The 22,516-nt window shown below is 36.3% G+C and carries 21 protein-coding genes; 12 read left to right on the plus strand and 9 right to left on the minus strand.

The window, feature by feature from the left end:
- Window positions 1–56: 56 nt before the first annotated feature.
- The 4 genes from ACODST_RS21660 to secA all read left to right on the plus strand — a co-directional run bounded on the left by ACODST_RS21660 (window position 57) and on the right by secA (window position 5,114).
- Window positions 57–617: a hypothetical protein gene (locus ACODST_RS21660; RefSeq protein WP_488934176.1), complete on the plus strand. Its 561-nt coding sequence runs from the start codon at window positions 57–59 to the stop codon at window positions 615–617.
- Window positions 618–654: 37 nt separating this feature from the next.
- Window positions 655–1,224: a cob(I)yrinic acid a,c-diamide adenosyltransferase gene (locus tag ACODST_RS21665; RefSeq protein ID WP_488934177.1), complete on the plus strand. Its 570-nt coding sequence runs from the start codon at window positions 655–657 to the stop codon at window positions 1,222–1,224.
- A 238-nt stretch (window positions 1,225–1,462) separates the two neighbouring features.
- Window positions 1,463–1,684, plus strand: a complete 222-nt coding sequence (locus tag ACODST_RS21670) for a DUF2795 domain-containing protein (RefSeq protein WP_007138072.1) — start codon at window positions 1,463–1,465, stop codon at window positions 1,682–1,684.
- Between the two features lie 88 nt (window positions 1,685–1,772).
- Window positions 1,773–5,114, plus strand: a complete 3,342-nt coding sequence (secA, locus tag ACODST_RS21675; RefSeq protein WP_488934178.1) for a preprotein translocase subunit SecA — start codon at window positions 1,773–1,775, stop codon at window positions 5,112–5,114.
- A 163-nt stretch (window positions 5,115–5,277) separates the two neighbouring features.
- Here the strand turns inward: secA and ACODST_RS21680 are convergent, their stop codons facing one another.
- The 4 genes from ACODST_RS21680 to cysC form a co-directional block, all read right to left on the minus strand.
- Window positions 5,278–5,940 carry a TrmH family RNA methyltransferase gene (locus ACODST_RS21680; protein WP_488934179.1) on the minus strand — a complete coding sequence of 221 codons (663 nt, stop codon included), beginning with the start codon at window positions 5,938–5,940 and terminating at the stop codon, window positions 5,278–5,280.
- 61 nt (window positions 5,941–6,001) lie between these two features.
- Window positions 6,002–6,970, minus strand: coding sequence for a sulfotransferase family protein (locus tag ACODST_RS21685; protein WP_488934180.1), 969 nt, complete (start codon window positions 6,968–6,970; stop codon window positions 6,002–6,004).
- A 14-nt stretch (window positions 6,971–6,984) separates the two neighbouring features.
- Entirely contained in the window at window positions 6,985–7,668 is a 684-nt protein-coding gene (locus tag ACODST_RS21690; protein WP_488934181.1) for an aspartyl/asparaginyl beta-hydroxylase domain-containing protein, read from the minus strand.
- Between the two features lie 111 nt (window positions 7,669–7,779).
- Window positions 7,780–8,334, minus strand: coding sequence for an adenylyl-sulfate kinase (gene cysC, locus ACODST_RS21695; RefSeq protein WP_488934244.1), 555 nt, complete (start codon window positions 8,332–8,334; stop codon window positions 7,780–7,782).
- Between the two features lie 146 nt (window positions 8,335–8,480).
- Between cysC and ACODST_RS21700 the strand changes: the two genes are divergently transcribed.
- The 5 genes from ACODST_RS21700 (at window position 8,481) to ACODST_RS21720 (ending at window position 14,380) form a co-directional block, all read left to right on the plus strand.
- Window positions 8,481–9,182 carry an SIR2 family NAD-dependent protein deacylase gene (locus tag ACODST_RS21700; protein WP_488934182.1) on the plus strand — a complete coding sequence of 234 codons (702 nt, stop codon included), beginning with the start codon at window positions 8,481–8,483 and terminating at the stop codon, window positions 9,180–9,182.
- Window positions 9,179–9,871: a sterol desaturase family protein gene (locus ACODST_RS21705; protein ID WP_488934183.1), complete on the plus strand. Its 693-nt coding sequence runs from the start codon at window positions 9,179–9,181 to the stop codon at window positions 9,869–9,871. Before ACODST_RS21700 ends, ACODST_RS21705 begins: the two co-directional genes overlap by 4 nt.
- A gap of 89 nt (window positions 9,872–9,960) precedes the next feature.
- Window positions 9,961–11,307, plus strand: coding sequence for an adenylosuccinate lyase (gene purB / locus ACODST_RS21710; protein ID WP_488934184.1), 1,347 nt, complete (start codon window positions 9,961–9,963; stop codon window positions 11,305–11,307).
- 9 nt (window positions 11,308–11,316) lie between these two features.
- A complete protein-coding gene (locus tag ACODST_RS21715; RefSeq protein WP_488934185.1) occupies window positions 11,317–11,931 on the plus strand; it encodes a hypothetical protein in 615 nt (204 codons plus the stop codon).
- Between the two features lie 211 nt (window positions 11,932–12,142).
- Window positions 12,143–14,380, plus strand: a complete 2,238-nt coding sequence (locus tag ACODST_RS21720) for a cation:proton antiporter (RefSeq protein WP_488934186.1) — start codon at window positions 12,143–12,145, stop codon at window positions 14,378–14,380.
- A 148-nt stretch (window positions 14,381–14,528) separates the two neighbouring features.
- Here the strand turns inward: ACODST_RS21720 and ACODST_RS21725 are convergent, their stop codons facing one another.
- Both ACODST_RS21725 and ACODST_RS21730 read right to left on the minus strand, forming a co-directional pair.
- Window positions 14,529–15,167 carry a peroxiredoxin gene (locus ACODST_RS21725; RefSeq protein ID WP_488934187.1) on the minus strand — a complete coding sequence of 213 codons (639 nt, stop codon included), beginning with the start codon at window positions 15,165–15,167 and terminating at the stop codon, window positions 14,529–14,531.
- Between the two features lie 110 nt (window positions 15,168–15,277).
- Window positions 15,278–16,189 (minus strand): AEC family transporter, encoded by a 912-nt coding sequence (locus ACODST_RS21730; RefSeq protein WP_488934188.1) that lies wholly within the window; start codon window positions 16,187–16,189, stop codon window positions 15,278–15,280.
- Window positions 16,190–16,694: 505 nt separating this feature from the next.
- On the opposite strand from ACODST_RS21730, the gene ACODST_RS21735 reads away from it, so the two are divergent.
- The 3 genes from ACODST_RS21735 to meaB all read left to right on the plus strand — a co-directional run bounded on the left by ACODST_RS21735 (window position 16,695) and on the right by meaB (window position 19,163).
- On the plus strand, window positions 16,695–17,102 hold the full coding sequence (locus ACODST_RS21735) for an Rrf2 family transcriptional regulator (RefSeq protein WP_488934189.1): 408 nt from the start codon (window positions 16,695–16,697) through the stop codon (window positions 17,100–17,102).
- Window positions 17,103–17,159: 57 nt separating this feature from the next.
- Window positions 17,160–17,801, plus strand: a complete 642-nt coding sequence (locus tag ACODST_RS21740; protein WP_488934190.1) for an NAD(P)-dependent oxidoreductase — start codon at window positions 17,160–17,162, stop codon at window positions 17,799–17,801.
- A 270-nt stretch (window positions 17,802–18,071) separates the two neighbouring features.
- Window positions 18,072–19,163 (plus strand): methylmalonyl Co-A mutase-associated GTPase MeaB, encoded by a 1,092-nt coding sequence (meaB, locus tag ACODST_RS21745; RefSeq protein WP_488934191.1) that lies wholly within the window; start codon window positions 18,072–18,074, stop codon window positions 19,161–19,163.
- 27 nt (window positions 19,164–19,190) lie between these two features.
- Here meaB and ACODST_RS21750 read toward each other — a convergent pair whose 3' ends face one another.
- The 3 genes from ACODST_RS21750 to ACODST_RS21760 form a co-directional block, all read right to left on the minus strand.
- Window positions 19,191–19,727: a hypothetical protein gene (locus tag ACODST_RS21750; RefSeq protein ID WP_488934192.1), complete on the minus strand. Its 537-nt coding sequence runs from the start codon at window positions 19,725–19,727 to the stop codon at window positions 19,191–19,193.
- A gap of 229 nt (window positions 19,728–19,956) precedes the next feature.
- On the minus strand, window positions 19,957–20,418 hold the full coding sequence (locus ACODST_RS21755) for an HAD domain-containing protein (RefSeq protein ID WP_488934193.1): 462 nt from the start codon (window positions 20,416–20,418) through the stop codon (window positions 19,957–19,959).
- Window positions 20,419–20,576: 158 nt separating this feature from the next.
- On the minus strand, window positions 20,577–22,511 hold the full coding sequence (locus ACODST_RS21760) for an LTA synthase family protein (RefSeq protein WP_488934194.1): 1,935 nt from the start codon (window positions 22,509–22,511) through the stop codon (window positions 20,577–20,579).
- Between the last annotated feature and the right edge of the window lie 5 nt (window positions 22,512–22,516).

Below are 22,516 nucleotides of genomic sequence, written 5' to 3' on the forward strand. Positions count from 1 at the left end.
TTTAAGATTACAGTATTCCAGTCTAAAATCAAAAATATAAACTCTAAAATATAAAAATGCGTCCGTTTTATTTTGTGGTTCTTCTTCTGGCATTGGCTTCCTGCAAAAAGGAGGCAGAACATAAAAATTCCCTGCCGCCGCCCCTGCCGCCAAAACCACCGAAAACAGAAATAAAATGGCTGAAGGAAAACGCGGTTAAAATAAAAGCCAATGGTCATTTATCTTATCTGAAAGGTTTTGACTGTGATTCAGTCATTGGAATTGATTATATTGGATTTTCAGGAGAAGATTTCTACGCTCCTATTAATGAAAAAGGACAGTATATAAGCACCATTCTTAAAAAACAAAAACTCAGCAAAGAACAGGTTTCAAGATTAAATTCGATTTTCAGTAATAAAAAAATGTTCGAGAATCCGAACATCGCCGGCTGTTACGAACCCCGACTTGGATTTGTTTACTTTAAAAATAACGAAGTGATCTGCCAGACCATAGTCTGCATAGGCTGTTCACGATTTCAGTCATCCGCAGAAACTGCAGGTATAAATGGCGATTTTAACGACAAAGCCCAGTTAGAATTCAAAAAACTAAACAGCGAACTTGGTTTCAAAGAAAACTAAAAAACGCAGCACCTTAAAACCTTAGCATCTTTAAAAAATGAAAGTATATACCAAAACAGGAGATAAAGGAACAACCGCCCTTTTTGGAGGTACACGTGTTCCTAAAGACCATATCAGAATTGACAGTTACGGAACTGTTGATGAACTCAACTCGTATATTGGCTTAATCCGTGATCAGGAAATGGATCCGCATTACAAGACTATTTTAATCGAAATTCAGGACCGCCTTTTTACAGTAGGCGCCATTTTGGCAACTCCGCAGGAAAAAGAAGTTTTAAAAAACGGTGAGCTCCGTTTAAAAAATCTCGGCATAATTGATTCTGATATCAAATTACTTGAAAACGAGATAGACCAGATGGAAGAAAAACTTCCGCCAATGACACATTTTGTATTACCGGGAGGCCACCCTACCGTGTCACATTGTCATATAGCACGCTGTATATGCCGCAGAGCGGAACGTTTGGCAGTACATTTAAGCCATAATGAACACGTTCCCGAAATCACAATTCAGTACTTAAACCGACTTTCTGACTACCTTTTTGTCTTGGCACGAAAGTTGTCCTTTGACCTTAAAGCGGAGGAGGTGAAGTGGATACCCAGAAAATAAATTTTCTGCAAATTCCATTTTTTAAAATCCCAAATTCCAAAGAAAAATTAAAAAATCTATGGATTTAAATTGTAAATAAAAATTCCAAAACAGCGAATTATAAAAGTCTATTTTGGGATTTGGAATTTTAAAATTGGAATTTAACAAGTGACGTTCTTAAATTTTATTAAAATAAATCAAATTTTACTTGTCTTTTTCAGTAAAAAATTTATTTTTGCACAAACTAAACAGATAACAGATGTATTGGACATTAGAATTAGCATCTTATTTAAGTGATGCGCCGTGGCCTGCTAACAAAGACGAACTTATAGACTACGCTATTAGAGCCGGTGCTCCATTAGAAGTAGTTGAAAACCTTCAGTCAATCGAAGATGAAGGAGAGATATATGAATCAATGGAAGAAATTTGGCCTGATTATCCAACAGACGAAGATTATCTTTGGAATGAGGATGAATATTAAAAAATAAACCAAATGAAAAAGTCTCATCACAGAGACTTTTTTTTTGGTTCAAATACACATTGTATAATAAAGAAATACCAAATAAATTATGAGTTTCATAAACAGTATCATCAAGGTTTTCGTAGGTGATAAGTCTCAAAAAGACGTCAAAGCCCTTCAGCCTTACTTAAACAAAATTAAAACTTTCGAAACGAGCTTAATGAGTTTGTCACATGACGAACTAAGAGCGAGAACTGTATATTTCAAAGAAAGAATTAAAGAAGCAAGAGCAGAGAAAGATGCTAAAATTGCTTCTCTTAAAGCCGAAGTTGAAGAAATTGAGGATATTGACAAAAGGGAGGATATCTACGATGCAATAGATGCCCTTGAAAAAGAAGCTTATGAAATCTCTGAAAAAACTTTATTAGAGATCCTGCCGGAAGCTTTTTCTGTCGTAAAAGAAACAGCACGCCGTTTCAAAGAAAACTCACATATCGAAGTTACAGCTACTCCAAGAGACCGTGAATTCTCAGCTGCAAAACCATACATTACTATCGAAGGCGACAAATCGATCTGGGCTAACCAGTGGAATGCTGCCGGAAAAGACATTACCTGGGACATGATCCATTACGATGTTCAGTTAATTGGAGGTATGGTACTGCATGAAGGTAAAGTTGCCGAAATGCAGACAGGGGAAGGTAAAACATTAGTAGCTACACTTCCGTTATACTTAAACGCTTTGACCGGAAACGGAGTTCACTTAGTAACCGTGAACGACTACTTAGCAAAACGTGACAGTACCTGGAAAGCACCTTTATTCGAATTCCACGGTTTATCGGTTGATTGTATCGACAACCACCAGCCAAGTACCGAAGCCAGAAAAAAAGCATATGATGCTGATATCACTTACGGAACCAACAACGAATTTGGTTTTGACTACTTAAGAGATAACATGGCGCACTCACCGGCTGATTTAGTGCAGAGAAAACACAATTTTGCTATTGTCGACGAGGTCGATTCTGTATTAATTGATGATGCCAGAACGCCGCTTATTATTTCAGGACCGGTTCCTCAGGGAGACCGTCACGAATTCAACGAGTTAAAACCAAAAATCGAGAACTTAGTAGCACAGCAGCGTCAGTTAGCGAATGGTTTCCTGGCCGAAGCTAAAAAATTAATCAAAGAAGGAAATACTAAAGACGGAGGTTTCTTATTATTAAGAGCTTACAGATCTTTACCTAAAAATAAAGCCTTAATTAAATTTTTGAGTGAAGAAGGAATTAAACAATTACTTCAAAAAACCGAAAATCAATACATGCAGGACAACAATCGCGAAATGCACAAAGTAGACGAAGCTTTGTATTTTGTGATTGAAGAAAAAAACAATCAGGTAGAATTGACGGATAACGGTATCAAATACCTTTCCGGAGATACTGATGCTGATTTCTTTATTTTACCAGATATTGGAACTGAAATCGCTGCTATCGAAAAACAAAAACTGGATAAAGATGCTGAAGCAGAAGCCAAAGAAAGACTTTTCCAGGATTTTGGAGTAAAAAGCGAGCGTATCCATACTTTGACACAGCTTTTAAAAGCATACGCCCTTTTCGAAAAAGATGTAGAATATGTAATCATGGACAATAAAATTTTAATTGTTGATGAGCAGACAGGACGTATCATGGACGGACGTCGTTATTCAGACGGTTTACACCAGGCTATTGAAGCTAAAGAAAATGTAAAAATCGAAGCCGCCACTCAGACTTTTGCTACTATTACATTACAGAATTACTTCAGAATGTATAACAAATTAGGCGGTATGACCGGTACTGCGGTTACTGAAGCAGGTGAGTTATGGCAGATTTACAAACTGGATGTGGTTGAAATTCCAACCAACCGTCCAATTGCAAGACAAGACAAAGAAGATTACATCTATAAAACAACACGTGAGAAATTCAATGCTGTAATTGAAGATGTTACCGAATTATCACAAGCCGGAAGACCTGTATTAATTGGAACTACTTCTGTAGAGATTTCAGAATTACTAAGCCGTATGCTTAAGATGAGAGGAATCCCGCACAACGTACTGAACGCTAAAATGCACAAGCAGGAAGCACAAATTGTTGAAGAAGCCGGTAAAGCAGGAGTTGTAACCATTGCAACCAATATGGCGGGTCGTGGTACCGATATTAAATTATCTCCGGAAGTAAAAGCCGCAGGAGGTTTAGCGATCGTAGGTACAGAGCGTCATGATTCACGTCGTGTCGACAGACAGTTACGTGGTCGTTCCGGCCGTCAGGGAGATCCGGGAAGTTCTCAGTTCTATGTTTCTCTGGAAGACAACCTGATGCGTTTGTTCGGTTCTGAAAGAGTAGCAAAAGTGATGGACAGAATGGGATTGAAAGAAGGTGAAGTAATTCAGCATTCTATGATGACCAAATCTATCGAACGTGCTCAGAAAAAAGTAGAAGAAAACAACTTTGGTGTTCGTAAACGTTTATTAGAATATGATGACGTAATGAACTCTCAGCGTGAGGTAGTGTACAAACGTCGTCGTCACGCCTTATTTGGAGAACGTTTAAAACTGGATATCGCCAATATGCTTTATGATACCTGCGAATTAATCGTAAGCAACAACAAAGCGGCGAATGACTATAAAGGTTTCGAATTTGATTTAATTCGTTATTTCTCTATTACTTCTCCAATTTCAGAGGCTGATTTTACTAAATTATCTGATATTGAAATCACCGGAAAAGTATACAAAGAAGCTTTAGCCTTCTATACTGAAAAAACAGAAAGAAGCGCCAGAGAAGCATTCCCAATCGTTAAAGGGGTTTTTGAAGAGCCAAACAACCATTTCGAAAGAATCGTAGTACCTTTTACAGACGGAATCAAAACACTGAATGTTGTTACTGATCTAAAGAAAGCTTACGACAGCGAAGGAGCGCAGTTAATTGCTGATTTTGAGAAAAACATCACACTTTCGATTGTCGATGAAGCCTGGAAAAAACACCTGCGTAAAATGGACGAATTGAAACAATCAGTTCAGCTGGCTGTTCACGAACAAAAAGATCCGCTGCTTATTTACAAATTAGAAGCTTTCAACTTGTTTAGAGGAATGCTGGACAACGTAAACAAAGAAGTTATTTCATTCTTGTTCAAAGGTGATTTACCTGCTCAAAACGTTCCTGAAATCCACGAAGCAAGAGAAGTTCGTCAAAAAGAAAATTTCAAATTAAGCAAAGATGAAATTCCAAACAGCGAAGAACTTAACCGTGAAGCCGGAGAAACACAACAGCGTCAGGTTACCGAAACTATCGTTAGAGATATGCCAAAAATCAACAGAAATGATACTGTTGTCATTCAAGAAATTGCAACTGGTAAAACTGAAACGATGAAGTACAAAAAAGCTGAGGCTTTAATTGCTGCTGGAACTTGGGTTTTGATTAACTAATAAAGATCCAATCTTAAATATAAAATCCCCAATTACAAATGTAGTCGGGGATTTTTTTTAAAGTCTTTTTTTGCCACGAATTTCACAAATATTCACGAATTACTTTTTTTTATTCCTATGAGAAAAAATTAGTGCGGATTTGTGAAATTCGTGGCAAACAAAATCATCTCGGATTATCCTGATAATAACGTGCTTCGATTCTTTTAATATCTCTTATCGAATTTTTGGCCCAGTCCAGGCGTTTGGCTAAAATCTCATCGTCTGTTAATTTCCAGTCAAGGTCAGATCTTCGAAGCCGGCTTGTTAAATTCTGAATGATGATGGCTGCCGAAACAGAAATATTTAAACTTTCGGTAAAACCTATCATTGGAATTTTAAGAAAACCATCGGCGTTATCCATAATTTCTTTTGAAAGTCCTTCTTTTTCTGTCCCAAAAAACAAAGCGCTTGGTTTTGTAATATCAAAATCTTCAAGCATACAGTCGTTCTCATGCGGCGTAGTGGCAATAATCTGATACCCTTTACTTTTTAAATCAGAAAGACAGCCTGAAACAGAATCAAACCTGTTGATATCTACCCATTTTTGTGCTCCTAAAGCAATTTCTTTGTCAATACGTTTTCCAAAGCGCTGTTCAATTACATTCAGTTCCTGAATTCCAAAAACTTCACAGCTGCGCATTACTGCACTGGTATTGTGCATTTGGTAAACATCTTCAACCGCAACAGTAAAATGTTTGGTACGGTTTTCCAGTACTTTTAAGAATTTTTCTTTTCGGTTATCGGTTAATATATTTTCAAGAAAAGCCAGGTAATCTAAATCAATCATTTTATTTGTATTTGCGGCAAAAATACATATAAATAAGCAGAAAGGAAATTCAGTACCATTTTCAGTGTTCTAAAAGTTCGGGTTTCTGTTTATTTAATTTTTCATGCAGTACATTCAGCTTCGTAAAATCAACCTGCAGCACTTCTTCTTTAAAAGAATCACCTGTAAAAACAGCCTTCTCATTTTTCGAATGTTTCTTTAGGCGCTCCAGCATTTTATCCCACTCTGTATCCGGATAAGTAACTTTTACAAAGGCAATAAATTTTTCTACAACATTTTTCATCCCTTCATTATAATACAGCAGCGTCACATTAGCATCTGCTTCTAAAAAATCCAGAAAACCCTGAAAGTATTTTTCCAGGACCAGTGCTCCGTACTGCTCAAAACCGGCCTGTTCAATTTCCTGTACTGTAATTCCAAAAACCGTTGGCGGAATCAAATGGGGCACCATGTGCATTCCCATCATTTTCTGATGTGACTTCAAAACTTCATTTGGATTTCGATACAAAAGTGCAAAAGGAATATCCGGAAAAACAGTTCTTAGATACCCTGCATCAAAAATATGCCAGGCATCCAGTTTAAAAATTAAATGCTGCTCTTCCAAAAACCTTTTCTGTCCTAAAAATACCAGTACCGATTTCATCAGTGCCGATTTTTTTTCGAGACCAAAAAGATCGCTTCTTAATATTTCATCAAAAACAGCAGCTTCAGAAATTACTATATTTTCAGCTGAAGAGGCCAGTGACTGGCTCAGCATAGTAGAACCACAGCGGGACACATGAAAAACCAGGGATCTTAAATCGACCGAAACCAGATCTTCTGCCCATTCTATAATATTCTCTGCTGTACTGACTACTTTAAAACGGGACGGATGATAGGCCTGACTTTTTGCTATTGCGATGCTTTCATCAAAAAAGGGTTCCGTAAATCTGGTATCTCCCAGATAAATCCATTCAAAATAAACTTCGTCGTTTTTATTGATTAACTTATAAGGAATCCAGTTAAAAAGCGGATGGTTGGCATTTTCCATGTCTTTGGTAAGTTTTATTCTGATTGAAGATTAGCGATAATCTGAGCACCTGCTGCAGACGGGTTTCGTAAAAGTTCGGCAATAATCTGCTGTTTTACCTCATCACTATACTGCTCTTTTTTAGATGAAAAATTCAGATCAAATCCCATTTCTGAAAACAAACGGTCTGACCAGTCGTTTCGAATACAGTCAATTGTCAGATGAATTCGGGGCTCTGTACTTCGGTTTTCTACACTATGCGGGAGCTGGAAATCAGCATACCAGCACTCGCCCATTTTCATAGGAACCTGCTTTTTATCTACATAAAAAAACACCTCCGGATTGGTTATAATAGGAACATGAATCCTGAAGAATCCGTCTTCATAAGACGTATCATTGTCGACATGTTCTTTAATCTCACTTCCCGGACCTAAACGCAGTAAACGTACTGCTTCTTTTTCGCATTCAAACCACTCCATGATTTCTTTAAAATAATGACAGCGCTCCAGAAGCGGTGTATTTTGATATTCTTTATTAGGAAAAGAAGTAATATCATTTACCAAACCCGACTGCGACCGCAAAGAAACACTGGTCCAGTTGCCTTCATACCGATTGGTGTTAAAGTGTGGTGTCCATAATTCATTCTCGCAAAGAACAAGTTCTTCTTGTAGTCTGTCAATTGAAAAAGTAACAGGAAGTATGCTGGAGGAAGGATTCATACGTTTGGAAGGATTTAGTTTGACGTGGTTATTTTAACCTTGTAAATATATAATTTATAAGAATTTAATACAGAATAAATAAGCAAAATTTTACAAACTTTAAATTGCTTTTCAGATAGCCGGGCTTACATTTTTAATTATAAAATCGTACAGTCTGCCGGCAGAAAAAGAAACCGATTCAGAATCTGTTTTTAAAATTAAATCCGCTTTTGAAGGAATTTCAAAAACATCACTTATACCCGTAAAATTTTCGATTTTATTACGGTCATTGTCCGGAAGAAGAGCTTTTTTATACAATCCTTTTGGGTCTCTTTTTATTAAATTTTCTATCGAACAGTCCAAAAATACAGTCCGCACAAATTCATGTGCGCGCAATTCACTGCGAAGACTTTCATACGGATTAATAACTGACATGAGCACAATTGTTTTTTCGTTAACAAAAGCCTGTGCTACTTTAAAAAGCCGGCGTACATTTTCCAGACGGTCTTCTCTTGAAAATCCCAAATCTTTACAAATGGTTTTTCGATAGACATCGCCGTCTACAATCTCGACCTTATAGCCGTTCTGCGACAGCCGCTGCCTGACATTTTCGGCCAGTGTTGTTTTTCCTGAACCTGACAAACCTGTAAATTGTATTAAAATCATCTGGGAATTTCTTTTATTTATCCGGCAATAAAACTAAATAATCTCCAAAAGGCAGTCAACAAGTAGAAGTACGCATTATTGCTGTTCAAAAATACAGAAAAAAGAATCCCGTAAATAGTCCCTGCATTTTCGAAATTGTTATTTTTATCTTTTAATACAAATTCAGAATGAAAAAGAAACTTGTAGTTTTAACCGGTGCAGGAATCAGTGCCGAAAGCGGAATAAAAACATTTCGCGACAGTGATGGTTTATGGGAAGGACATGATGTCATGGAAGTGGCAACACCAGAAGGCTGGCAGAAAAACCAGGATCTGGTTTTAGACTTTTACAATAAAAGACGCCGGCAGTTAAAAGAAGTTCAGCCCAATTCAGGGCATCAGATTCTGGCAGAACTGGAAAAGGATTTTGACGTTTATATTATTACCCAAAATGTCGACGACTTACACGAACGTGCCGGAAGCACAAAAGTCCTGCATTTACATGGCGAATTGTTAAAAGTAAGAAGTACACAGAATCCGGACTTCATTTTAGACTGGCCCCATGATCTGCTTACAGGTGATTTAGATAAAAACGGACATCAGTTACGTCCGCATATTGTCTGGTTTGGAGAAATGGTTCCGGCTTTAGAAGAAGCGATCCCAATTGTAGAAGAAGCCGATTATTTTGCGGTTATCGGAACCTCGCTGCAGGTTTATCCGGCTGCAGGTCTTATTTCGTATACCTACAGTATTACTCCTGTTTTTTATGTTGATCCAAAACCAATTTCTATTCCTAATATCAGCAACAAAGTACAAGTAATTGCCAAAACTGCGACTGAAGGTGTTGCTGAAATGAGGAAAAAATTACGAGAACTGGAAAACCTGTCATGATCGCTGAAACCCTGTTAGAACAGTTAGCGACATTCGGTTTTCTGATACAGCTGCTTCTTTTTTCTGTCGAAAACATAAGTCTGTTTCTGATGGCTGTTCTTATCGGAAAAATAATTGAACCGCAGAACACTGTTTTAAATACCAAAGACCTGAAATGGATTATCTCAACCCTGTTATGCAATACCTTCATTACTATTTTAGGTTTTCAGTTATACCAGGAACAGATTATCCGGATTGATTTTTCCCATACACTCAGTTCCGTTATCATCGACACTTTTCTGCTCATTGTAGTAATGGACTTTTTTATGTTTGGTTTCCACTATCTGGCGCATACCCTAAAATGGTTCTACCCTGTTCATAAACTGCATCACAGTCATGTTGAGACCAGTGTTTACAGTCTTTTTGTACTTCACCCTGTAGAGACTTTAGGTTTTGGATGTATCTGGCTGATTTTGATTTCTGTTTTTGAATTCAACTACATCAGCCTTATGGTATATTTGTTCTTAAATCTAATGTACGGTGTTTTCGGGCATCTCGAAAAAGACCTTTTCCCGGCATTCTGGCATAAAAGTTATATTACAAAATGGATTTCAACCACTACATTTCATTCCGGTCATCATAAAAATGAATCCCGAAATTTTGGATTTTACTTTACTTTTTGGGATAAAATCTTCAAAACCATAATTTAAATCAAAAGTTAAGGCATAATAACGCTTCAGTAATTTTCAGAAGTTTTAACAATCACTTATATTTGCACCTTTCGAAAAACAACATAACAATGACTACTCTAAACGAATTGAATGCTATATCGCCAATTGACGGAAGATATAGAAATAAAACTCAGAACCTGGCACCTTTCTTTTCTGAAGAAGCTTTAATAAAATACCGTGTATTAGTTGAAATTGAATATTTCATCGCTTTATGCGAAATTCCGTTACCTCAGTTACAAGGTGTTGATTCCGGTTTGTTTGAAAGTTTAAGAAATATCTATAAAAATTTCTCTACTGAAGATGCACTTTGGATTAAAGAAACTGAAAAAGTGACCAACCACGACGTAAAAGCAGTGGAGTACTTTATTAAAGATGCTTTTGAAAAACTGGGATTATCTCAGTACAAAGAGTTCATTCATTTCGGACTAACGTCTCAGGACATTAACAATACCGCTATTCCGCTTTCTACAAAAGAAGCTTTTGAGCAGGTGTATACTCCTTCTTTAATTGCTTTAATTGCTAAATTAAAAGAGTTAAGCGTAGAATGGAAAGATATTCCAATGCTGGCACGTACACACGGACAGCCGGCTTCTCCTACCCGTTTAGGAAAAGAAATCCTGGTTTTTGTTGAGCGTTTAGAAGAACAGCTTCGTTTGTTATTCAACGTTCCGTTTGCTGCCAAATTTGGCGGAGCCACCGGAAACTTCAATGCACACCATGTAGCGTACCCGCAGATTGACTGGAAAAAATTTGGAGATAAATTTGTTGAAACTGATTTAGGTTTACACCATTCTTTCCCAACTACCCAAATTGAGCATTACGATCATTTTGCTGCTTTTTTTGACGGTTTAAAAAGGATCAACAATATTATTATCGATTTAGACCGCGATATCTGGACATATGTATCGATGGACTATTTCAAACAAAAAATCAAAGCCGGAGAAATTGGTTCATCAGCCATGCCTCATAAAGTTAACCCTATTGATTTTGAAAACTCTGAAGGGAATTTAGGAATTGCCAATGCTATTTTTGAACATTTAGCTGCCAAACTTCCCATTTCAAGATTACAGCGTGATTTAACTGACAGTACTGTACTTCGTAATGTTGGTGTCCCAATCGGACATACCATTATTGCTTTTGAGGCCACTTTAAAAGGTTTAAACAAACTGCTTTTAAACCAAAGCAAATTCGAAGAAGATTTAGAGAAAAACTGGGCGGTTGTAGCCGAAGCGATTCAAACCATCTTACGTCGCGAAGCATATCCAAATCCATATGAAGCTTTAAAAGGTTTAACGAGAACCAACGAAGCTATCGATAAAAAAGCGATCCATAATTTCATTGCTACACTGGAGGTTTCTGAGGCAGTTAAAGCCGAATTATTGCAGATAACGCCTGCAAATTATACCGGGATTTAATTTACTTTGATGAAATTAAAATTTATAATTACCGTATGTTTTTGTGTGCTGAGTTTTTCCGTTTATTCACAAAAAAGTACAGTAGATCAAATTGAAATTGAAATTCTTAAGACTAAAGAACCTTCTGCTTTTTCAACTGCAGCGCTGAGAGGAATAAAATTTGATCCAACGCAGTACAAATATATCCTGGTAAAATGTCAGGTAAAATCACTGGATACAAATCATGCTGAAATAAGTGCTTTTTCACTGGTTGACAACGAAAACAAACTTCGATACCGAGTGGGAGATTATTTAGGATACGCCGGCATAATTGGTACTCCGGAACGAAATTATTTCAGAAAAACAAAATCTGACAACCCGCGATACGGAGTCAATTTACCTCAGTTTAGTGAAGAAGAAACGGATCAGTTTGATAAATTCAATATAGAAGGATATTATAATTTTGAAATTCCGGTAGACTTTGGAACCAAAAAAAAACCTGATCCGAGCATTGTGTATTTTGGAAAAACAGTATATAAAAACTTTAAGGCCGAATTATTTTTTATTGTTCCAATTGGTTTAGAAGTATCAACATTTGATTTTTATTATAAAGATTCAAAAATTGGAATCGCCTCCATGAAATAACTATATCTTTAACTCCCGGTAATTACACAGGAATTTAAAGAAAACCTAAAATATTCTGCCAAAAAAAGCTATCTTTATCCGGATAGCTTTTTTTTATTTAACCGAGAAGTTAAACCAGATTATTTCACCTGACTTTTATTTGTATAAAAGTACCTCTGATTTTTATTTGAAATAAAAAGCTGGATTAGCTCCTGAAACTAAAATACCACTTATGATTGCCTTAAATGCCGCTGCAGAAAGTACACACCACTTACAACCCTTAATTAGTGATCTGGGATTAATCCTGATGACTGCCGGAATTGCCGTTCTCCTATTTAAAAAAATGAAACAGCCTTTGGTCTTAGGCTACCTTATTGCCGGATTTCTGGCTGGAAACCATTTCGATTTTTTCCCTTCTATTACCGACATGAAAAGTGTAGAAGTATGGGCCGAAATCGGGGTTATCTTCCTTCTTTTCAGTTTAGGGCTTGAATTTAGTTTTAAAAAACTGATGAAAGTGGGCGGCACCTCATCTGTCACCGCCATAACCCAGATTTTATTTATGACCCTTATCGGATATTGTGTAGGACAATGGATGGACTGGGGAAAAATGGACAGTATTTTTCTTGGGGCAACCCTTTCGATTTCGTCCACAACAATTATTATCAGGGCCTTTGATGAATTGGGTGTAAAAGGTAAAAAGTTCGTTGGAATTGTATTTGGAGCCTTAATCGTTGAAGACATTGTGGCTATTTTAATGCTGGTTTTACTCTCAACGATTGCTGTAAGTGATCAGGTTTCGGGCGGAGCATTACTGCAGTCCGTTTTAAAACTGGTCTTCTTTTTAATCATCTGGTTTTTGGGCGGTATCTTTATCATTCCTACCATCCTGAAAAAAGCCAAACATCTGTTAACCGATGAAATGCTGCTTATTATTTCGCTGGCCTTATGCTTAATGATGGTTATTTTTGCTGCCAATGTTGGTTTCTCTCCGGCTTTAGGTGCTTTTATTATGGGATCTATTATTGCTGAAACAACGATGGCTGAAAAAATCGAACATTTAATCCAGCCTGTAAAAGATTTATTTGGTGCGGTATTCTTTGTATCGGTTGGAATGTTAATCAATCCGGAAACATTAGTTACTTATGCCCTTCCGGTAGCTTTAATTACACTTTTAACCATTTTCGGAAAAGCATTCAGTTCTTCCATCGGAGCTTTAATCTCCGGACAGCCTTTAAAACAATCTGTTCAGACCGGAATGAGTTTAGCACAAATTGGGGAGTTCTCTTTTATTATCGCAACACTCGGAATGACTTTAAAAGTGACCAGTGATTTCCTGTATCCTATCATTGTGGCCGTATCTGCTATTACGACCTTTACAACACCTTTCTTAATTAAATATTCGGAGCCGTTTGCTCAGTTTTTAGAACATAAAATGCCGAAAAAATGGGTTAAAAACATTAACCGTTACAGTGTGAATGCTCAGGCTATTAAATCAGTAAGCACCTGGCAGATTGTACTTAGATCCTCGATTACCCAAATTATCCTGCATACCATTATTATAACGGCCATTATTTTATTATCCTCAAAATTTGTAGCGCCTTTAGTGGCCGATACCCGATTTGGGAATACATTAGCCGCTCTCTTAACTCTGGTTGTAATTGCCCCGTTTTTATGGGCACTTTCATTACGCCGCGTAAAAGTAGATGAAGTTGAGGCCCTATGGGAAGAACGTAAATACAGAGGCGCACTTTTGATGTTGATTTTAATCCGAATGAGCCTTGGATTATTTTTCGTTGGATTCTTACTGAATATTTTCTTCTCCCCTTTAGTGGCTTTTGTAGCCTTAATTATTGCCATCGGAGCGTATCAGATTTTCCCTAAAAAATTAAACGAGCAGTATCACCGAATTGAAAATCACTTTTTGAAAAACCTAAACGACCGGGAAAACAAAAAAATCGACAGACGATATGCCAATTTAATGCCATGGGACGGTCATATGTCATTTTTTGACATTGGAAAAGAATCTAATTTAGCAGGTAAAACGTTAGAAGAATTAAAGATTCGGGAACAATTAGGAATCAATATTGCCTATATCAAACGAGGCGAAGTAACGATTCCGATTCCGATGAAAACCGAACGTTTGTTTCCGGGAGATGAAATCTGCGTAATTGGTACCGATGCTCAGATTACTGAGTTTACCAAGTATTTAAACCACAATGAAACAGAAGCTCCGCCAAAAGTGGAAGAAACTGATATTGTACTGCGTCAGCTTGAAGTTTCTCAGGAAGAATTTATTCAAAAAAGCATTGGGCAGTTTAGAGCCAAAACAAATGGAATGGTAGTAGGAATCGAACGAAACGGAAATCGCATCCTGAACCCTGAATCTAATTTAATACTGGAAAAAAATGACATTCTTTGGGTTGTAGGCGATAAAAAAAGAATGACTGCATTACTGGGCTCTAAATAAAGGTTCTGAGGAACTAAGATTTTATACGAAGCGTTGAAATTTTCCTGAATTGAAAATTTCAACGCTTTCTTTATTTTCAAAAAAACAAAAATGCTAAAGCTCTAAAAAAAACTTAGAACCTAGCATCTTAGTATCTCAAAACCTCCAATTATTTGTTCGGCTGCGGCGTTAATCGTAAATAAGGTTTGATTGGTGTATGTCCTTTTGGGAATTTGGCAGGAATATCACTATCCGGAATTGCAGGAGCAATTACCACATCTTCTCCGTCTTTCCAGTTTGCCGGAGTAGCAACACTATAATTGGCCGTTAATTGTAAACTGTCAATTACGCGAAGTAATTCGTCAAAGTTTCTTCCTGTAGAAGCCGGATAAGTCAGCGTAAGTTTTACTTTTTTATCAGGTCCGATTACAAAAACAGAACGCACCGTAAATTTATCACTTGCATTTGGGTGCAGCATATCGTATAAAGTCGCTACTTTTTTATCTTCATCGGCAATAATTGGAAAATTAACCTCTGTATTTTGAGTTTCATTGATGTCTTTAATCCATTCCTTATGAGATTCTAAACCATCTACACTTAATGCAATAACTTTTGTATTTCTTTTGGCGAATTCCGGAACATAATTCGCTACAGTTCCTAATTCAGTCGTACAAACCGGAGTAAAATCTGCCGGATGCGAAAATAAAACGCCCCATGAATCTCCTAACCATTCGTGAAAATTAATTGTTCCCTGTGTGGTTTCTGCCTGAAAATCCGGAGCTATATCGCCTAATCTTAATGTTGACATAATGTAATTTTTTAGTTTATCTAAAAGTAACTAAAAAATACATTGAGAAAACAACGACGAATTAAAAAAAAGTTAAAATTCTATCTTTTCTATCTAGTTACTATTCTAAATTAAATAAAACTCACGACAAAGTACCACAAAGCAAGAGTTACAAAAGATATGGGAATTCCAAACCCAATCATCATACTGCTCAATTTGGGTTTTAAACCGTAAGTCGAAGCCAGGATTGCCCCTGTAATCATGGGTGCCATAGCAATTTCGATTATAGTAATTTTTATAGCTTCAGAATGCTGGTTAAAAACAAAAACGTAAAGGATGAAAATAAAAAGCGGTGTCACAATAAGACGAAAAAGAAGCCCCAAACGTAAAAACTTCCAGTGTTTACTTTTACGATCAAAAGTCAATTGCAGTCCTACTGAAAACAAAGCCAGAGGAGTAACTAAATTTCCCAGTTTTAGCAGCAGTGACTGAATACTGGTATCCAGATCAAAATTCAGTACATTCATCAGACAGGCAGCTGCAAATGTAATAAAGGGAGGAAAGAAGAGTATTTTTTTCGTAATGCTTTTAAAATCGGGATTTCCTTTAGAATAAAATGCCGCCACAAATACCCCCAGCGTTGAAACCACTACAAAAGTTCCCGGCTGATCTACCAGTACCGCCGTTTCTAATCCTTTTTTCCCAAATAAAGCTTCCACTATAGGATATCCTAAAAAGGACGAATTACTCAGTCCTGCCGTCAGAATCAGGCAGCCGATAAGTTTATTCGACCAGCCCATTCGTCTCCCAAGCACATGAAAAAATACAAAAGCCAGAAAAAAACTAATCCACCCCGCCCCTATTGGAAACAACAGCTCATTACTCCACTTTATTTTTGGGATATGATATAAAGTAATTGCCGGAAGACAGATGTAAATAACAATTTTATTGATTGTTTTATAAATATGAGTTGGAAACTGCTTTACATGCTGTAAAAGCAATCCTAAAAACAAAAAGAAGAATATTATAATAAAGTTGTTCATATCAAGGCTTAAAGACAAAAGTAGTTATTTATATTTAGTATTTTAGTCCTTAGTCACTAGTAATTAGTCCTTAGTAATTAGTCACTAGTAATTAGTCCTTAGTAATTAGTCCTTAGTAATTAGTCCTTAGTAATTAGTCCTTAGTGATTAGTCCTTAGTGATTAGTTATTCGTTTTTAGCTCCTGATTGTCACCAATAACTAATTTCATTATTTCTATAAAAATGCCCTACAGCTTATTATTTATCCATAAACTAACCACCATTCGACAATAAGTACTAAAAATAAGTACTAAAAATAAGGACTATGGACTAAGGACTATGGACTAATTACTAAGGACTAATTACTAAGGACTATGAACTAAGGACTATGAACTAAGGACTATGAACTAAGGACTATGAACTATGAACTAATCACTAAGGACTACGAACTAAAAAAACAAAAAAACGTTAAAATTAGTTTTTGTGTTATAAAACTCATTATATTTGTAACATATTTTATTACAGTATGCTTTCAGGTAAATTTGCCATAACGATTCACATTCTTACTTTGCTCACTAAATTCCCAAATGATTATTTATCATCAGAGTTTATTGCAGGCAGTATTAATTTGAATCCGGTTTTGGTACGAAAAGAAATTGCCAATCTAAAAGCGCATCAAATTGTAGAGAGTAAAGAAGGAAAAAACGGCGGCACAAAACTGTCAGTAGACGCTTCTAAACTGACTTTAAAAGAAATATTTGAAATGACTTTTGAATCTATAGGTTTGGGTTATGCTAAAAATCAGCCGAATCCGGATTGCCCTGTCGGGAAAAATATAAATCAGCATCTGGCTAATTTATATGCCGATATGAATGAGAAAGTCAGCGAACAATTGAAAGGAATTTCTCTGGAAGATTTTTCGAATCAGTTTTAAAACTATTTTTTTACACAAAACTGTAACATTTTTTATTACTAAATAAATTTATATATTATGAAAATCGCAATTATTGGAGCAACCGGATTTGTTGGCTCCGCTATCTTAAACGAATTAGCTGACAGAAAACACGATATTTCTGCCATTGCCAGAACACCAAAAGACTCAGCAAATGCTGTATGGATTGCAGCCGATGTATTTAATGTGGATGCTTTAGCAGAAGTATTAAAAGGACATGACGCTGTTGTAAATGCTTTTAATCCGGGCTGGACAAATCCAAATATCTACGATGATTTTTTAAACGGATCAAAAGCGATTCAGGAAGCGGTGAAAAAATCAGGTGTAAAACGTTTCATCACTATCGGAGGAGCCGGAAGTTTATATGTAGCACCCGATTTACAGGCTGTTGATACTCGTGATTTTCCAAAAGAAATTTTCAACGGTGCCAATGCCGCCAGAAACTATCTGAACATTATTAAGGAAGAGAAAGATCTGGACTGGGCTTTCTTCAGCCCTGCATTTGAAATGCATGCCGGAACTAAAACAGGAAGAACAGGAAAATACCGTTTAGGTTTAGAAAACCCTGTTTTTAACGACGAGCAGAGAAGTATTTTATCTGTAGAAGATTTAGCAGTTGTTATTGCTGATGAAATTGAAAACCCAAAACACCACCAAGTTAGATTTACTGCCGGGTATTAATTTTTTTTAGCCACAACTTGAGTGATAGCGACTGGCGAAGCAATTCACGAATTATTTTTCAACAGAATTCTCTATTTCATCCTGACGAAAGTAAAAAATTACATGAAAAATTGTGTAATCAAAATTACTGATCCCTGACAATTAGATCAGCAAAAAATGCAACAATAATTCGGGAATTCGTGGCAAATAAACAGATACAGTTTCAAAGGGACATTTGCCTTTTGAAACTGTTTTTGTTTTCAGTACTTTTACAATTCAAAAAAATGCGTTTTGTCAGATCTTACTAAACAAGCCGGCAGTTTAACTGAAAAAGCTGGAATTTCACCTCCCGAAATCACCAATGTTTCGGCTATAAACCAAATTAAAAACAAACGCAGGCAGCAGCCTTCGGCGGCAGAATTAATTTCGGGAATACTTTCAGGAAACCGAACAGCGCTCAGCCGTGCTATTACACTTGTAGAAAGCACCAATCCTGAACATAGTGCGAAGGCAGAAGAAATTATAAAAAACTGTTTACCTCACGCCAATACATCTATCCGAATAGGAATTACGGGAGTTCCCGGAGTTGGAAAAAGTACTTTTATAGAAGCTTTTGGAACGTCTTTAACCCAGACAGGAAAAAAAGTGGCCGTACTGGCTGTCGATCCAAGCAGTTCTATTTCCCACGGAAGTATTTTAGGTGACAAAACCCGAATGGAGGAATTGGTAAAAGACGAAAATGCTTTTATTCGTCCGAGTGCTTCCGGAGAAAATTTAGGCGGTGTGGCACGAAAAACCAGAGAGACTATTATTTTATGTGAAGCAGCTGGTTTTGATACTATTATTATCGAAACAGTTGGGGTCGGACAAAGTGAAACGGCCGTTCACAGTATGGTTGACTTTTTCCTTTTACTCAAAATTGCCGGTGCCGGAGATGAACTTCAGGGAATAAAACGCGGTATTATGGAAATGGCAGACGCTATTGTTATCAATAAAGCAGACGGAGATAATATAAAAAAAGCCAGCCAGGCAAAAGTAGAATTCAACAGGGCTCTGCATTTATTTCCACCAAAAAAATCAAACTGGCAGCCTAAAGTCACTACTTGCAGTTCTGTTACAAAAGAGGGCATTTCAGAAATATGGAACACGATTTGTGATTATTTTGAACTGACTAAAGAAACCGGATTCTTTCAGGAAAAACGTCGGGAACAGAACCATTTCTGGATGATGGAAACTATAGATGAACAGTTGAAATCGAACTTTTACAATCAGCCTGAGATTATGAAGCAAATAGAACAAATCAAAAAAGCGGTGCAAAATAATGAAATATCACCTTTTGCAGCCGCTCAGCTTTTATTAAATCAATATAAAAACAGCTTCTGATTCCTTAAAGCTTTTTTTATATTTCATTTATTTCACATTCATTGAAATTGTATAGGTATTTTCACTTTCCTTAATAGGGTATTTACCAGGAACTAAAATGTCTGAAGTGAATTTAAGAGATTTCACTAATTCCGGCTCTATCGTTTGTCCTTCAGGTATTACATAAACATCTCCATTTCGTAATAATACTTTTTTATGTTCCGGGGTTAAGGCACTTTTTTGAATTTCCATAACAAAATTTCCTTTTTCATTTGTAACACGTACCGGTGTTCCGTCAGGATCCGGTTTCACAAAACTGTATTTCATCCAGATGTAAAAAATAAAATTACAAAACCCTTCAGGCTGGCTGCAGTCAATATTATGTGCTCCCCAATCGCGAACAATAACACCTTCATAGTGAGGTAAATATTTTTGAGTACTCGGTTGGTTTTGCTGCTCAGTGTTTGATAACTGAGCATTTTGATCTTCAACGGATTCGTTACTACAACTGATAAGAAAAGCGGCAAACACAAAAACTAACATTACTCTAAATACTTCAGATTTTTTTTGTGGTATTTTTTTCATAATAAATAATTTAATTGTCCCTACTCTATCGCTGGCTTTTCGGGTTACGCCTTTTGATTTAGCATATATCAATTAAATTATTTTTTTGTTACCCTTTCGTTTGAATTTTAATACAAAAAAAAGTTGTTAAGTATGAAATTACACATCTAACAACTTTCTTTTTTAAATGAATTAAAAAATTATTTTTCCATAAAAAGATCTAAAAATAACTAAGTTTTTTTCTTTGAAATTATTGAAGCTGCTTTTTAAGAATTGAAATAGCTTCATGTGCCAATTCATCTGTTAAGCCAACTAATGGACTTGTCTGAATAAGTTTTTCTTTTAAAAAAAGCGGGAGACCATTTAATGATTTATCGTCGTCAATGATTACAAAATTCTCAGAATTTAATCCGGAAACATACCAGTTTTGAATTTCTTTCTTACGGCTCAAACAAAGTAAATTATCCGGCAGCCTGTCAATTGTATTAACCTCTATTTTCCTTAATTTAAAAATCTCATACCATTCGGTTATTGAATATTTGAATTTATGCGAAGTAGTCAATACAATACCGGCATTGGTTTCAGAAATAATTCTCTGGAGTGCTTTTACCGCTTTAGGGCTGAAAGCCGGAAATTCATCGATTAAAAACTCAGGTCTCTTCCATAAGCTGGCAGGAACCATGACGCCGTCTATATCTAACAATATCAACATAATTTTTAATAAAAAGGTACACAGGTTCAAAGGTATTAAACTTCCTTATTTCCTTAAACCCGATCTTTAAACACTTTGATATAAAATTAAAAAGGTCCAAAGAGTCAGAGTTGTTACCCCTGCACCTTTGAACCTTTGTTACTTTGAACCTTTGTACCTTATTTAGCCCTAAGTTTGTATTTACTTTCTTTATATAAATTTCCAGCTGTAATGACATGTGCCAAAGCATCTTTTGCTAATTCTTCATTTAATTTAACCGGAATTAAGGTCGTATCGTTTTTAATTTCAAATTGAAGCGGTTTCAGATTTGGCTGCATGATGACAACCTGATTTTCAACTCTGAAGGCATTGATATCATTAAACTGCATAATGGATCTTCCCGGTACTTTTGGATCTAATTTACTTAGATTCCTACCTACCATTGGTGTTTCAAACGGAAGTCCTAAATAACTTAATAAAGTTGGCGGAATATCAATCTGGCTGGCTAATCTGTTATAAACAGCTCCTTTTGGAACACCCGGCCCCATAATAAATGCCGGAATGTGAAATTTATTTATGGGTACTAAATTTTTACCATACGTTCTGGTATTGTGATCAGCAATTACAATAAAAATAGTATTCTTAAAATATTCTTCTTTTTTAGCCATTTCAAAGAATTTTCCAATCGAGAAGTCGGCATATTTCATGGCGTTGTTTACCGTGGCCGCTTTTTTATCATACGGCTTGATTCTTCCGGCCGGATATTCAAACGGCTCATGGTTTGAAGTTGAAAACATCAGAGAGAAAAAAGGTTTTTCGCCTTTTGATTTGAAATAGTTATTGGCTTTGGTAACCAAATCTTCATCAGAATACCCCCAGGTTCCTTTAAACGCATATTTATTCCCGTCTGACTCAAAATCGGTCTGGTCTACAATATCCGTAAAACCATTTCCGTTGAAAAACGAAGCCATATTATCAAAATTGGCCATTCCGCCATAAATAAAGCTCGTATCGTAGCCTTTATGTTTTAAAGCATCTGCCAGTGTAAAAAATCCCTGCTGCGAATTTCCTAACTTCACTACACTTTCTGACGGTGAAGGCAGAAATCCGGTTACAACGGCTTCGATTCCGCGTACGCTTCGGGTTCCGGTACAATACAAATTGGTAAACAACAATCCTTCTTTTGACAATTTGTCAAATTCCGGTGTCAGCGGTTTTCCGCCTAAAATCCCAACATATTCTGCCCCTAAACTTTCCTGTAAAAAGATGACCAGATTGTAAGGCTTCTTCAAAACAGAATCCGGCTGCTGTACGTGTAAAAACGGAATATCAGCATCGGTAAAATCTTTTGGACCGGCGATCATGTATTTCTTTACACGGGCAATCGCTTCGACTTCATCCATTTTACCATACATTTTGGTATTTCCCTCATTTTTAATCGAATATGCAGCAAAGGCAACCGTATAAAATGAATTTAATCCCAAAGTATTGGTAAGCTGATCTGTTGAGAAAACAGCATTACTGGCATTAATTGGTCGTTTTGAAGTAAGACTGGAACGTGCCCCGAAAAACAATAAAAAAGCAACTAATGGAAAAAGCATCAATTTTAATTTATACTGAGTGCTTGTTGTGTGGAAATATTTTTTCCCTTTTTTGAAAGCAAAATAAATCACAACTCCCAAAATCAAAAAAGTCACGATAATCGAAGTCAGATAGCTTTTTAAAAGCATGCCCACGACTTCTTTCGGATAAATAAGATAATCTAAGAAAATCTTGTTTGGACGGGTATCGTACTGCTTTACAAAATCGGGTGAAGCTAATTCTACAAAAAGAATCAGAAACAGAAATAAGAAACTGTAAACAACCAGAAACTTATTAGTAAACTTTATCCAGTTATTAGGCAGAAAAGTAATTAAAACGGCGGGCAGGAATGATAAATAACAAAGTAAAATCAAATCCATTCGAAGACCAATTGGAAAAATATACCAGAAATCCGGTGTCTGCTCTACCCTTTCTTTAAAAAGAAAAAATAAAAAGATTCGGCTTAAAGTCGTAATCAGTAATCCTATCAATATAAAATTGAAAATAGGTTTTAAGTAACTTAATTTTTTCATTAAAT

The sequence above is a fragment of the Flavobacterium sp. FG19 genome (assembly GCF_057809475.1).